Consider the following 12841-nt stretch of genomic DNA (forward strand, 5'->3'; position numbering starts at 1 on the left):
AGGCGAGCGATGGGCAATAAACACCCTAGCTCGGACGCCCGTAGGCGGTGAAAGGTTCGCGGTCATATTTCTGGCGCCATTTATTGAGTCTGCTTCCCACCCAATCTTCGCACTGCTATTTCAAGCTAGTGCAGCGCTTGGGCGTTAGCAAATAGCCCAGGAAGTGCAGTTGGAACAACTTTGGTAATGATGCTGTGCCGCGCGGCAATCACTGTACATTGGCCTCAAAGGCAAAGCGCCATCAGGGGCCGTTTTACGACGTGATTTGTTTTGGGACCTGACTACGTGAACTTCGTAGTCTAGATCAGTGGGATGAAGTTGGTTGATCAGGGCTCTTTCATGCGCGTCAGTTCGTTAAAGTTGGATATCGGTAATACTGCACATGCACTTGAACGTCATGAGGACTTTGAATCTTGTATTCGGGCGCATTATCAGGTGCTTCTTGGCCCTTACTCGAAACGGCCGTTTTTCTACAAAAGTGCAATGAAATACAGCCGTTTGATGGTCTCCTTTGCACTCTTGAGCGAGTACTTTTCTAAACCGACAGCCCTGCTGTGCGAGGTGAAAGCCTTTTGTGTGGCCCGCGGCTATTGCTCAAGAAACAGCCTGGAGTCGATCTTCCTGCTGTTTCGGGCACTGGGGTTCATGGTGGTCGACGCGCACCCGGAGGACAGCCGCTTCAGGGTGTATGCGCCCTCGGACGAAGCCTGCCGGGAAGTGCGGCTGATGCTCACGTCGATTACCGACTCGCTGGCGCTGATGTGCCCCGAAAAGGACCGTTTTCGCACAATGCGCGAGCTGGATGACCGCAGTTTTCTCGCGCTTTATTTCAAAGGCTTTGCTCACATCCTGGCCAACGAAATGACCGTTGATGTGTTGCTGCCCGACTGTTATTGGCTGGTGAAGAAAGATGCAGGGCATTTGTTGATGCTGGCGATTTATAACGATGCCTTTTCACCGGAAAACGACCGCATGACGTTCAAATCGTCATCTTATCTTGCGCTCGCCCAGCAGTTGTCGGTATCGAAAACGCATATTATTCGAATGGTCCGGGAGGGCGTCGAGAAGGGCTATTTCAAAGTGCATGCAAAAAAACAGCTGGAAGTGCTGCCGGCTTTTGTCTGCCTGGTAAGACGGTTTATGGCGTTTTCATTTGCGGTCGGCCTGCACGCGGTTGAAAAAGGGGAAAGGGATGCCGTCTAACTTGAAGTTAAGGCCACGGATGCGCCGGTTACTGTCACCGGCGGTCACGCAGGCGCAGTTAATTGGAATTATTGCCTGGCTCGGCGTGTTGTTGATTCATCCAGGCATGCAACTGGATATATATGTGGCGGCGATCACCTTGTGCCTGTTGGCGGTGTGTCGGCTGCACCGCCTGACCACCCACTTTTACGCGTGGCGCATGCTCGGGGTTGTGTATGCAGTGCTGCTGTCCGTGGGGTTTGCCCACGTCATCGGCGCGCACGGGGAGTTGCGCCTGTTTGGCTTGCCGCTGGCGGTTATTCTGGTGATCAGCAGTGCCATCCTGTTTATCAGTGTGCAGGATTATCTGGTCTGCGCCACGTTGGTCTGGTTGATTTTATGGCCGTGCATCCAGGCGGACATTTACGGCGATGCCCAAGTCTATCTGTATATTTTTTGCGTCGCGTCGGTGGCCATCGGGTTTATTCTGAGTTTTTCCTATTTGAAGAACTTGCGCTCGGTGTTGCTGGTAGAAAGTGAATTTCGCGAGCTGGCGGAGACGGATTACTTGACCTCCATTCTCAACCGACGCGCTTTCATGCAGGGCTTTGACGCATTAATCGCCAGCGGCCACAGCGGCTATTTCATGATGTTGGATATCGACAGTTTCAAGCTCAAGAATGACCTGTATGGCCACGATGTGGGTGACAGTATTCTGTGCGCCATGGCCACCTGCCTGAAAACCACCCGGGGCAGCCATAGTTTCGGCAGGATCGGCGGCGAAGAATTCGGCGTGCTGTTGTTGGGCGACGACCCGGCCGTCGCCTGCGATTTCGCGAGGGATTTATTGCAGGCCATCCGAACCAGCGTAGCGGCGCCGCACAACTACACGTGCAGCGCGGGAATGGCGCGGTTTTCGCCGGGGGACGAGATGTCCGCAGTGCTCAAGAACGCTGACCGCAACCTGTATGGCGCCAAGCAAAATGGCAAGGACCGGGCCTATCTGGAAGGCAAGCCGGTTGAACTGCAAGAGCGTGCAGCGGCGCAATGAGTACTCAGCGTGGCTGGATCAACGCTGGCCCGTTGTTGCGCGTGTTGCCCACGGCGCCGTCGACCTTGAACCATTCGAACACGTCTGCCGGTTCACCCTGCAACAGCACCATCTGCTCGGCGCGACTTCGCGAGGTGGCCGGGTCCAGCCACTCACGGGCCAGTTCTGGGGTGAACACCACCGGCCTGCGGTCATGGATATCGACCATGCCACCGGCGCTGTCGGCGGTGATGATCACGAAGCCGTCGTGCGCGCTTGCGCCCTCATCGGCGTCGGGCAGTTGGCCGATGGCGGCACAGAATACCGGTGCAGCGTCGCGGCGACGAATCAGGTAGGGCTGCTTTTTCGCGCCACCTTCATCCACCCATTCAAACCAGTTATCGACCGGCGCAATCGCGCGATGCGGCCAGATCGCGCGAAAGAACGCACCGTGCGCGACCTTCTCGACGCGGGCGTTGATCGGCAACAGGCGCTCTTTGCTCCAGTGCGGGCGCCAGCCCCACCGCACCGGGTCAGCGTGCAAAAGGTCATTGTCCAGGTGCAGCAGCGCCACGGGTGTGGTCGGCGCCACGTTGTAGCGCTCAAGCGGCTGGTCGCCGACGCTATTGGCCAGCGCATCAGGCATGCTCAGCGCCGCCACAAAGTCATGAATACCGCGGTACTGCGAAAGTCGTCCGCACATGGCCGGTCCCTCTAACTGACCCCCTGAGCGTAGACGATGAATTTACAGTGGCGTGAGTACGTTCATCACTGTGTCCAGCGCCACTCGCGTGTCATCCAGCTGCACCAGCGAAGCGTGCCGGGCGCCGAGGGCGTCACGGTTCTGGATGGCGGTGAGGATCGCTTTGTGGCGGGGCAGGCTCAGGCCCTGGATGTCGGGGCGGCGGTTGGTGATGTTGATCGATTCGCGCAGCGGCAACGACAGCATGTTGCACATGTAGGCGAGCAAGTCGTTGCGGGTCGCGTCGGCGATGGCGCGGTGAAAGTCCAGGTCGGCCTGCAGCAGATCGTCGTGGGTCTTGGCGGTTTCCATGCCCCGGTAGGCGGTTTCGATGGTGGCGATGTCTTCGGCGGTGGCCGTGGTCGCCGCCATGGCGGCGATTTCCGGTTCGAGGATGCGCCGCACGCCGGCCAGGGTGTTGAAAAATTCGCTGTGGGGCGTGGACTGCATCAGCCAGGACAGCACGTCCGGGTCAAGCAAATGCCATTTCACCCGTGGACGCACCACCGCGCCCACCCGTGGTTTGGAGTACACCAGGCCCTTGGCGCTGAGCACGCGGGTCGCCTCACGCAACACCGAGCGGCTGACCTGGTATTCCTCGCACAGCGTGGCTTCCATGGGCAGGCGCTCTTCGGGCTTGAAGCGCCCGGAAACGATGTGCATGCCCAAGTCCTGAACGATCTGGGCATGCTGGCTCTTGCGCGGCTTGGGCTGCTGGTGATCCATAACGACGGGGAGGCTCTGGCTTAGATTCGCCGCATCATAGCATCCCAATTAGTGGGAATGCCGGGGGACTTCGGCGCCACGACAGCCCACCAGGAAGTCGAAGTCGCAGCCTTGGTCGGCCTGCAGCACATGGTCGATATACAACTGGCGGTAGCCGCCGACGATGAGTTTTTGCGGCGGCGCCAGGTCAGCCATGCGCGCCGCCAGTTCGGCGTCGGGGATATCCAGGTGCAGGCGGCCGTTGGCGCAATCCAGCTCTATCCAGTCACCTTCCTGCACCGTGGCCAGCGGCCCACCGGCTGCGGCTTCCGGCGCCACATGCAGCACCACCGTGCCGTAGGCGGTGCCGCTCATGCGGGCATCGGAGATGCGCACCATGTCGGTCACGCCCTGGGCCAACAGCTTGGCGGGCAGGCCCATGTTGCCGACTTCGGCCATGCCCGGGTAACCCTTGGGCCCACAGTTTTTCATGACCAGAATCGAATTGGCATCCACGTCCAGCGCCGGGTCATTGATGCGCGCCTTGTACATGTCGAAGTTCTCGAACACCACCGCGCGGCCACGGTGCTGCATCAACTCGGGGCTGGCAGCGGAGGGCTTGAGCACAGCGCCCAGCGGCGCCAGGTTGCCGCGCAATACACAGATGCCGCCATCGGCGCGGATCGGGTTGTCGAGGGTGCGGATCACCTCGTCCTGGCCGTAGATCGGCGAGTCCTGGGTGTTCTCGCCCAACGACTTGCCATTCACTGTCAGGGCATTCGGATGCGGGATCAGCTTGGCTTCGCCCAGGCGTCGCAGCACGGCTGGCAGGCCGCCGGCGTAGTAGAACTCTTCCATCAGGAAACGGCCTGACGGCTGCAGGTCGACGATGGTCGGCACGCCACGGCCCATGCGGGTCCAATCGTCCAGATCGAGTTCGACACCGATACGCCCGGCGATAGCTTTGAGGTGGATCACCGCGTTGGTCGAACCGCCGATGGCCGCATTCACGCGGATCGCGTTTTCAAACGCTTCCTTGGTAAGGATCTTCGACAGCTTCAAATCCTCACGCACCATCTCGACCGCGCGCATGCCGGACATATGCGCCAGCACATAGCGCCGCGCATCCACCGCCGGGATCGCTGCGTTGTGGGGCAGGGAAGTGCCGAGTGCTTCGGCCATGCAGGCCATGGTCGATGCAGTGCCCATGGTGTTGCAGGTGCCGGCCGAGCGCGACATGCCGCCTTCGGCTGCAAGGAAATCGTCAAGGGTGATGGTCCCGGCCTTGACCTGTTCGCTCAACTGCCACACCACCGTGCCCGAACCGATGTCCTGGCCCTTGTGCTTGCCGTTGAGCATCGGCCCGCCGGTGACCACGATGGCCGGCACGTCACAACTGGCCGCGCCCATCAGCAGCGCCGGGGTGGTTTTGTCGCAGCCGGTGAGCAGCACCACGCCGTCGATAGGGTTGCCGCGAATGGCTTCTTCCACATCCATGCTCGCCAGGTTGCGGGTGAGCATCGCGGTGGGGCGCAGGTTGGACTCGCCATTGGAGAACACCGGGAATTCCACCGGGAAACCACCGGCCTCGATCACACCGCGTTTGACGTGCTCGGCGATCTGGCGGAAGTGCGCGTTGCACGGGGTCAGCTCCGACCAGGTGTTGCAAATGCCGATAATCGGTTTGCCATGGAACTGATGGTCGGCAATGCCCTGGTTCTTCATCCAGCTGCGGTACATGAAACCGTTCTTGTCGGCGGTACCAAACCACTGGGCAGAGCGTAGGGCGGGCTTTTTATCAGGCATGATCGACTCTCTTATTGTATGACTATATGTTCTATATGCGTCTAAACATAAGCGCAAAATCGCACATTTGGAAGTGTTGTTTTGCAAATAGTCATACTATATAGTCCGACTCAAGTGAGGTGTGACCCTAGCGGATTTTCGCGAGAGGCAGCCCCCGAGCTTCTATAAAAACAACAATCGGAGATCGACCCCATGAGCCAGGAATTGCGGCTTGTTCGGCGTATCACGCTGAAACTGATTCCCTTCCTGATCCTGCTGTACCTGATCGCCTATGTGGACCGCTCGGCGGTGGGGTTTGCCAAGCTGCACATGGGCGCCGACGTCGGCATCGGCGATGCCGCCTATGGCCTGGGGGCGGGGTTGTTCTTCATTGGCTACTTCCTGTTTGAGATCCCCAGCAACCTGATGCTCGACCGTTTTGGCGCGCGGCGCTGGTTTGCACGGATCATGCTCACCTGGGGCGCCATCACCATTGGTATGGCCTTTGTGCAGGGGCCGCACAGTTTCTATGTGATGCGCTTTCTGCTTGGCGCGGCCGAAGCCGGGTTCTTTCCGGGCGTGCTGTACTACATCACCCAGTGGTTTCCGGTGCGCCATCGCGGCAAGATCCTGGGGCTGTTTATCCTCTCTCAGCCGATTGCCATGATGATCACCGGGCCGGTGTCCGGCGGCCTGCTGGGCATGGACGGCATCCTCGGTCTGCACGGCTGGCAATGGCTGTTTATCGTGATTGGCACGCCGGCGTTGCTGCTGACCTGGCCGGTGCTGCGCTTTTTGCCGGACGGCCCCAAGCAGGTCACATGGATGAGTGAAGACGAGAAAGCCTGGCTTACGGGTGAGTTGGCCAAGGACCTGCAAGCCTACGGCCAGACCCGTCACGGCAACCCGCTGCATGCCCTCAAAGACAAGCGCGTGTTGCTGCTGGCGCTGTTCTACTTGCCGGTGACGTTGAGCATCTATGGCTTGGGCCTGTGGTTGCCGACCCTGATTAAACAGTTCGGCGGCACTGACTTGATGACCGGCTTTATCTCGGCCGTACCCTACATTTTCGGCATCCTCGGGCTGCTGATCATCCCGCGCAGTTCCGACCGCTTGAACGATCGTTATGGCCACCTTGCGGTGCTCTATGTGCTGGGCGCCATCGGCTTGTTTTGCAGTGCCTGGCTGAGTATGCCGGTGCTGCAAATGGCGGCGCTGTGCCTGGCGGCATTCGCCTTGTTTTCCTGCACGGCGGTGTTCTGGACCTTGCCGGGGCGGTTCTTTGCCGGCGCCAGTGCGGCGGCGGGCATTGCGCTGATTAACTCGGTGGGCAACCTCGGCGGCTATATCGGCCCGTTCGTGATCGGCGCGCTCAAGGAATACACCGGCAACCTGGCTTCGGGCCTGTATTTCTTGGCCGGGGTAATGGTGTTCGGGCTGGTCTTGACTGCTGTGGTGTACCGCGTGCTGGAGCGCAAGCATGTGCTGCCCGCCGACCAGTTTGCCGCCAGCGCCCGAGGCGCCACACGTACTTAATCCTGGAGAAGTTTGATGCGTTTAGTTCAGTTCGAATTGCGTAACGGTGAGCGTCGTGTCGGCGTGGTGCAAGGCAACACATTGCGCGAAGTGCACACCGCGCGCAGCGTGCGTGAATTGGCGCTGGCCGCCATCGACGCCGGTGTGGGCCTGGCGCAACAGGTCGACAGCCTCGGGTTGGGTGACAGTTACGACTACGCCGCGCTGTTGGTGGACCTCAAAGTCCTGCCGCCGCTGGACCATCCCGACCCGGCGCACATGCTGATCAGCGGCACTGGCCTGACGCACCTGGGCAGCGCCTCGGCCCGCGACAAAATGCACCAGGCCGGTGACGACAGCGCCTTGACCGACACCATGCGTATCTTCAAATGGGGCGTGGAGGGCGGCAAACCACCGGCCGGCCAGGCCGGTGTGCAACCGGAATGGTTCTATAAGGGCGATGGCACTATTGTCGTGCGCCCAGGCCAGGCGTTCCCGGTGCCGCCCTTTGCCGAAGACGCCGGTGAAGAGCCGGAAATCGGCGGGTTGTATGTGATCGGCCGTGACAGCAAGCCCTACCGCCTGGGTTTTGCGGTGGGCAACGAGTTCTCCGACCACGTCATGGAGCGCAAGAATTACCTGTACCTGGCCCATTCCAAGTTGCGCAGTTGCAGCTATGGCCCGGAGTTGCGCGTGGGTGAGTTGCCCCAGCACTTGGCCGGCACCAGCCGCATCCTTCGAGACGGCCAGGTGATATGGGAAAACGAATTTCTCAGTGGCGAGGCGAACATGTGCCACAGCCTGGAAAACCTCGAGTACCACCATTTCAAATACAGCCAGTTCCTGACCCCGGGCGACGTGCATATTCACTTCTTCGGCACCGCCACCTTGTCATTTGCCGACGGTATACGTACCCAGCCGGGGGACGTGTTCGAGATCAGCCAGGCCGAGTTCGGCGCGCCGTTGGTCAACCGGGTCGGCAGCGCCGAAGCGGCGTTCGAACCTGGCACTGTCATCAGCCTTTAAGGAGATCAGCATGAATCCGTTACTCGGCCACAATTACATCGGCGGCCAGCGCAGCGCCCAGGGCAGCATCACTCTTGAAAGCGTCGATGCCAGTACCGGCGAGGCCTTGCCTCAGCACTTCTATCAGGCCACGCCCGCCGAGGTGGATGCCGCCGCCAAAGCCGCTGCTGCCGCGTATCCCGCGTACCGGGCCTTGAGTGCCTCGCGCCGGGCGCAATTCCTGGAGGCGGTGGCCGATGAGCTAGACGCGCTCGGGGATGATTTTATTCAGCTGGTTTGCCGCGAAACGGCATTACCTGCTGCGCGCATCAAAGGCGAGCGCGGGCGCACCAGCGGCCAGATGCGCCTATTCGCCACGGTGCTGCGTCGTGGTGACTTTTACGGCGCGCGCATCGACAGAGCCTTGCCCGAGCGCCAACCCCTGCCGCGCCCGGACCTGCGCCAATACCGTATCGGCCTCGGCCCAGTGGCGGTATTTGGTGCGAGCAACTTCCCCTTGGCATTTTCCACCGCCGGCGGCGACACCGCCGCCGCGCTGGCGGCCGGCTGCCCGGTGGTGTTCAAGGCCCACAGCGGGCATATGGCCACGGCTGAGCGGGTGGCCGATGCAATCATCCGTGCGGCCGAGGCCACCGAGATGCCGGCGGGGGTGTTCAACATGATCTTCGGTGGCGGCGTCGGTGAGGCGCTGGTCAAGCACCCGGCGATCCAGGCCGTGGGTTTTACCGGCTCGCTCAAGGGTGGCCGTGCCTTGTGTGATATGGCGGCGGCACGCCCGCAGCCGATCCCGGTGTTTGCCGAGATGTCGAGCATCAACCCGGTGATTGTGCTGCCCCAGGCCTTGCACGCCCGTGCCGCGACCATCGCCCGCGACCTCACCGCCTCGGTGGTGCAGGGCTGTGGCCAGTTCTGCACCAACCCTGGCCTGGTGATCGGTATTGCCTCGCCACAGTTCACCGCGTTTACCCAACAGGTGGCGCAACTGATCGGTGAACAGCCGGCGCAAACCATGCTCAATACCGGCACCCTGGGCAGTTATGGCAAAGGCTTGGAAAAACTCTTGGCGCACCCTGGCATCCAACACCTGGCGGGCAGCGCTCAAGTGGGCAGTCAGGCGCAGCCGCAGCTGTTCAAGGCCGACGTGCGCTTGCTGATTGACGGTGATGAGGTGTTGCAGGAAGAGGTGTTCGGCCCGACCACCGTATTTGTCGAAGTCGCCGACCAGGCTCAGCTCAGCGCCGCCTTGCACGGCTTGCATGGTCAGCTCACCGCGACGCTCATTGCTGAATCGGCCGACCTGCAGCAGTTCGCTGAACTGACGCCGCTGCTGGAACAGAAAGTCGGGCGCATCCTGCTTAACGGCTACCCGACCGGCGTGGAAGTGTGTGATTCGATGGTTCACGGCGGCCCGTACCCGGCAACGTCCGATGCCCGAGGCACCTCGGTCGGCACCCTGGCCATCGACCGTTTCCTGCGCCCGGTGTGCTTGCAGAATTACCCTGATAGCCTGCTGCCCGACGCGTTGAAAAACGCCAACCCGTTGCGCATCCAGCGGCTGGTGGATGGCACGCCATCGCGCGACCCGCTGTAACACCAGGAGGTTTTATGTCGTGTACCGCAGTCACTGCGCACCGTGCGCAGTTGGGCGAAGGCCCGTTCTGGGACGTGCCGACCCAGGCGCTGTATTGGGTGAATATCGCCGGCAAACAGGCGCTGCGCCTGATGGGCGGGCAGTTGCGGATCTGGCAGTTGCCCGAGCACGTCTCGGCCTTCATTCCCTGTGAAAGCGGGGATGCACTGGTGACGCTGAGCAGCGGTATGTACCGGCTGAACCTGGAAACCGAAGCCCTCACGCTGTTGTGCGTGGCCGACCCGCAACCGGGCAACCGTGGCAATGAGGCGCGCTGCGACGCCCAGGGCCGCCTGTGGTTGGGCACCATGCAGAACAACATTGGCGAGCAGGGTGAAGACTTGCCCATCACGCGGCGTAGCGGCGGCCTGTTTCGCGTCGATGCCAACGCGCATGTCACGCCGCTGCTGCAAGGGCTGGGCATTCCCAACACCTTAGTGTGGAGCGATGACGGCGCGCACGTGCATTTTGGCGACAGCCTGGACGGCACTTTGTACCGGCATGCGGTCAAGCCAGATGGCCAACTCGAGCCTGCCCGGGTCTGGTTCGGCCCGCATGAGCGTGGTGGCCCGGACGGCTCGGCGATGGACGGCCAGGGTTATATCTGGAACGCCCGTTGGGATGGCAGTTGCCTGCTGCGCCTGACGCCGGCGGGTGAGGTCGACCGCATTATTGAATTGCCCGTGAGCCGCCCCACCAGTTGCGTGTTCGGTGGCCCCAACCTCACCACCCTCTACATCACCAGCGCCGCCAGCCCACTCGATCACCCGCTGGATGGCGCGGTACTGGCCATCGAGGTCGATGTGCCGGGCACCCCCTGTCACCGCTTTGCCGGATAAACCCAAGACCTGAAAACAATAACAAGGAGTCACCCGTATGAATCGTCGTCGAGGTATGCGTTCCCTGTGCTGCGCCGCTGTGGCGGTGTCGGCCCTGAGCTTGGGCAGCCTGCTGCAGGCTGCTGAAGCCGTAAAGATCGGTTTTTTGGTCAAGCAGGCTGAAGAACCGTGGTTCCAGACGGAGTGGGCGTTTGCCGAAAAAGCCGGCAAGGAGCATGGCTTTACCGTGATCAAGATCGCCGTGCCGGATGGCGAGAAAACCCTCTCAGCCATCGACAGCCTGGCGGCCAACGGCGCCAAGGGCTTTGTGATCTGCCCGCCGGACGTCTCACTCGGCCCGGCTATCGTCGCCAAGGCCAAGGCGAACGGCCTGAAAGTGATTGCGGTGGATGATCGCTTCGTTGATGCCAAGGGCAACTTCATGGAGGACGTGCCGTACCTGGGCATGGCCGCGTTTGAAGTGGGCCAGAAGCAGGGCGCGGCGATGGCGGCGGAGGCGAAAAAACGCGGTTGGGATTGGAAGGACACCTATGCGGTGATCAATACCTTTAACGAACTGGACACGGGTAAAAAGCGCACTGACGGTTCGGTTAAATCGCTGGAAGATGCTGGTTTTCCTAAAGACCATATTCTGTTCACCGCGGCCAAGACGCTCGATGTACCGGGCAGTATGGACGCCACCAACTCGGCACTGGTCAAGCTGCCCAGCGGTGCCAAGAACTTGATTATCGGTGGTATGAACGACAACACGGTGCTCGGTGGCGTGCGCGCTACGGAAACGGCCGGTTTTGCTGCGGCCAATGTGATTGGTATCGGCATCAATGGTACGGATGCCATTGGCGAACTGAAAAAGGCTGACAGTGGTTTTTTCGGTTCGATGCTGCCTAGTCCGCATATCGAGGGCTACAACACTGCGCTGATGATGTATGAGTGGGTCACCAAAGGTACGGAGCCGCCCAAGTACACGGCCATGGACGAGGTGACGCTGATTACGCGGGAGAACTTCAAGCAAGAGCTGACGAAGATTGGGTTGTGGCAATGAGTTAGGCTTGGCGGGGGGGGTTGGATCAGACGGAGTACATATCCATTTCTTCGGTAATGGCTACTTAGGGTTCCGCCCTTACGGCGGGTCACTTTTGTAAAGACATGTACGGACCGGACACATGGTTGACGGGTGTGCGGGGACATGGTGGACACTTCTCGGCAAGCTAACTGCGCCGGGAGGCCATCATGCCCTGGAACTCGAGAGACGCCATGAGCCTAAAAGAAGAGTTTGTTTCCTTAGCAAAGAAACCCGGCAGTAATAAGCGAGAGCTGTGCCGACGATTCGGCATAAGTCCGCAGACAGCCTACAAGTGGCTAAAACGCTACGAGGCCGGCGGTTCTGCAGGCCTGCAAGAGAAGTCACGTAAGCCCGTCAGCAGCCCCAAGCTGACCCAGGCCGAGCTGGAGGCTGAGGTTATTGCACTTCGCCAAGATCATCCGGCATGGGGCGGACGAACAATTAGCAGCATGCTGGACAAGCGAATTGCCCCCAGTACTGTCACGAATGTCTTGCACCGGCATAGCTTGATTAAACCCTCAGATAAAGAACCAGGGGCCCTGCTGAGATTTGAACATCCTGAGCCCAACGATCTTTGGCAGATGGATTTCAAAGGCCACTTTGCAATGCAGCAAGGCCGATGCCACCCCCTGACCATCCTGGACGATCATTCGCGGTTCAATCTGGCCATCCAAGCGTGTGATAACGAGCGAGGTACCACCGTAAAAGAGAAGATGAGCAAGGTATTTGAAATTTACGGTTTACCAGCACGTATCAACGTCGACAATGGCGCGCCTTGGGGCTCACCGCGTAATCCTGGCGAGATCACCGAGTTGAGCATTTGGCTGGTGCGTTTGGGAATTCGGATAAGTTTCAGTCGTCCCTACCATCCGCAAACAAATGGGAAAATCGAGCGTTTCCATCGATCACTCAAGGCAGAAGTCCTTAACGGACGTCACTTTTCTACACTGGCAGATGCCCAGCTAGCTTTCGATCAATGGCGTGAAATATACAACCTGCAACGTCCCCATCAGGCGCTGGAATACAAGGTGCCAATGGACCGTTATCGCAGCAGTTCTTGGGATTATCCGCAGCAACTACCGGAGTTTGAATACGGACCAGATGACGTATTAGCCAAGGTTTATCACAGCCGTTTTCGCTTTCAGAAAAGCTATTTCAGCATCGCAAAAGGCCTGGCAGGGCAACACATAGCAATCCGCCCTAACCCTGAAAGCGATGGTCTGTTCGATGTCTATTTCTGCCATCATTTTTTGCGAACTATCGAAGTTAGTAAGCCTGATTATGGTCAATAATGTGTCCACCATGTCCCCGCACATGTGTCCAC

The 12841-nt window shown here is 60.0% G+C and carries 11 protein-coding genes; 8 read left to right on the top strand and 3 right to left on the bottom strand.

Going from position 1 to position 12841, the window contains the following annotated elements; all coding sequences use genetic code 11:
• The first annotated feature begins 312 nt into the window (after nt 1–312).
• Complete coding sequence (locus P5706_RS13335; protein WP_200434685.1) at nt 313–1203, top strand: hypothetical protein; 891 nt, start codon at nt 313–315, stop codon at nt 1201–1203.
• The gene (locus P5706_RS13340) at nt 1193–2233 is read left to right on the top strand and encodes a GGDEF domain-containing protein (protein WP_200434684.1); all 1041 of its coding nucleotides are present in this window, start codon (nt 1193–1195) and stop codon (nt 2231–2233) included. The genes P5706_RS13335 and P5706_RS13340 overlap by 11 nt, the downstream gene beginning before the upstream one ends.
• Before the next feature lie 4 nt (nt 2234–2237).
• Here P5706_RS13340 and P5706_RS13345 read toward each other — a convergent pair whose 3' ends face one another.
• Genes P5706_RS13345 through P5706_RS13355 form a run of 3 tightly spaced genes read right to left on the bottom strand, consistent with a single transcriptional unit; the run spans nt 2238 to nt 5465 of the window.
• The gene (locus P5706_RS13345; RefSeq protein ID WP_285679509.1) at nt 2238–2915 is read right to left on the bottom strand and encodes an SOS response-associated peptidase family protein; all 678 of its coding nucleotides are present in this window, start codon (nt 2913–2915) and stop codon (nt 2238–2240) included.
• A gap of 42 nt (nt 2916–2957) precedes the next feature.
• Nucleotides 2958–3680, bottom strand: coding sequence for a FadR/GntR family transcriptional regulator (locus tag P5706_RS13350; protein WP_285679510.1), 723 nt, complete (start codon nt 3678–3680; stop codon nt 2958–2960).
• 48 nt (nt 3681–3728) lie between these two features.
• Nucleotides 3729–5465 carry an IlvD/Edd family dehydratase gene (locus tag P5706_RS13355; protein WP_200434682.1) on the bottom strand — a complete coding sequence of 579 codons (1737 nt, stop codon included), beginning with the start codon at nt 5463–5465 and terminating at the stop codon, nt 3729–3731.
• A gap of 192 nt (nt 5466–5657) precedes the next feature.
• Between P5706_RS13355 and P5706_RS13360 the strand changes: the two genes are divergently transcribed.
• The 6 genes from P5706_RS13360 (at nt 5658) to P5706_RS13385 (ending at nt 12809) form a co-directional block, all read left to right on the top strand.
• Nucleotides 5658–6980, top strand: a complete 1323-nt coding sequence (locus tag P5706_RS13360; protein ID WP_285679511.1) for an MFS transporter — start codon at nt 5658–5660, stop codon at nt 6978–6980.
• A 15-nt stretch (nt 6981–6995) separates the two neighbouring features.
• The gene (gene araD1, locus P5706_RS13365) at nt 6996–7985 is read left to right on the top strand and encodes an AraD1 family protein (protein ID WP_285679512.1); all 990 of its coding nucleotides are present in this window, start codon (nt 6996–6998) and stop codon (nt 7983–7985) included.
• A 10-nt stretch (nt 7986–7995) separates the two neighbouring features.
• Complete coding sequence (locus P5706_RS13370) at nt 7996–9576, top strand: aldehyde dehydrogenase (NADP(+)) (protein WP_285679513.1); 1581 nt, start codon at nt 7996–7998, stop codon at nt 9574–9576.
• Between the two features lie 14 nt (nt 9577–9590).
• Complete coding sequence (locus P5706_RS13375; protein WP_285679514.1) at nt 9591–10454, top strand: SMP-30/gluconolactonase/LRE family protein; 864 nt, start codon at nt 9591–9593, stop codon at nt 10452–10454.
• A gap of 37 nt (nt 10455–10491) precedes the next feature.
• Complete coding sequence (locus P5706_RS13380; RefSeq protein WP_200434677.1) at nt 10492–11496, top strand: substrate-binding domain-containing protein; 1005 nt, start codon at nt 10492–10494, stop codon at nt 11494–11496.
• A gap of 188 nt (nt 11497–11684) precedes the next feature.
• On the top strand, nt 11685–12809 hold the full coding sequence (locus P5706_RS13385; RefSeq protein WP_285679088.1) for an IS481 family transposase: 1125 nt from the start codon (nt 11685–11687) through the stop codon (nt 12807–12809).
• Nucleotides 12810–12841 lie beyond the last annotated feature (32 nt).

It is taken from the genome of Pseudomonas sp. ChxA (assembly GCF_030263855.1).
In the GTDB taxonomy this organism is placed as follows: domain Bacteria; phylum Pseudomonadota; class Gammaproteobacteria; order Pseudomonadales; family Pseudomonadaceae; genus Aquipseudomonas; species Aquipseudomonas fluorescens_CB.

Coding starts and splice junctions, on each gene's coding strand:
- P5706_RS13380 (WP_200434677.1), top strand. CDS start 10,492: ATGAATCGTCGTCGAGGTATGCGTTCCCTGTGCTGCGCCGCTGTGGCG.
- araD1 (WP_285679512.1), top strand. CDS start 6,996: ATGCGTTTAGTTCAGTTCGAATTGCGTAACGGTGAGCGTCGTGTCGGC.
- P5706_RS13350 (WP_285679510.1), bottom strand. CDS start 3,680: ATGGATCACCAGCAGCCCAAGCCGCGCAAGAGCCAGCATGCCCAGATC.
- P5706_RS13370 (WP_285679513.1), top strand. CDS start 7,996: ATGAATCCGTTACTCGGCCACAATTACATCGGCGGCCAGCGCAGCGCC.
- P5706_RS13355 (WP_200434682.1), bottom strand. CDS start 5,465: ATGCCTGATAAAAAGCCCGCCCTACGCTCTGCCCAGTGGTTTGGTACC.
- P5706_RS13360 (WP_285679511.1), top strand. CDS start 5,658: ATGAGCCAGGAATTGCGGCTTGTTCGGCGTATCACGCTGAAACTGATT.
- P5706_RS13375 (WP_285679514.1), top strand. CDS start 9,591: ATGTCGTGTACCGCAGTCACTGCGCACCGTGCGCAGTTGGGCGAAGGC.
- P5706_RS13385 (WP_285679088.1), top strand. CDS start 11,685: ATGCCCTGGAACTCGAGAGACGCCATGAGCCTAAAAGAAGAGTTTGTT.
- P5706_RS13340 (WP_200434684.1), top strand. CDS start 1,193: ATGCCGTCTAACTTGAAGTTAAGGCCACGGATGCGCCGGTTACTGTCA.
- P5706_RS13335 (WP_200434685.1), top strand. CDS start 313: ATGAAGTTGGTTGATCAGGGCTCTTTCATGCGCGTCAGTTCGTTAAAG.
- P5706_RS13345 (WP_285679509.1), bottom strand. CDS start 2,915: ATGTGCGGACGACTTTCGCAGTACCGCGGTATTCATGACTTTGTGGCG.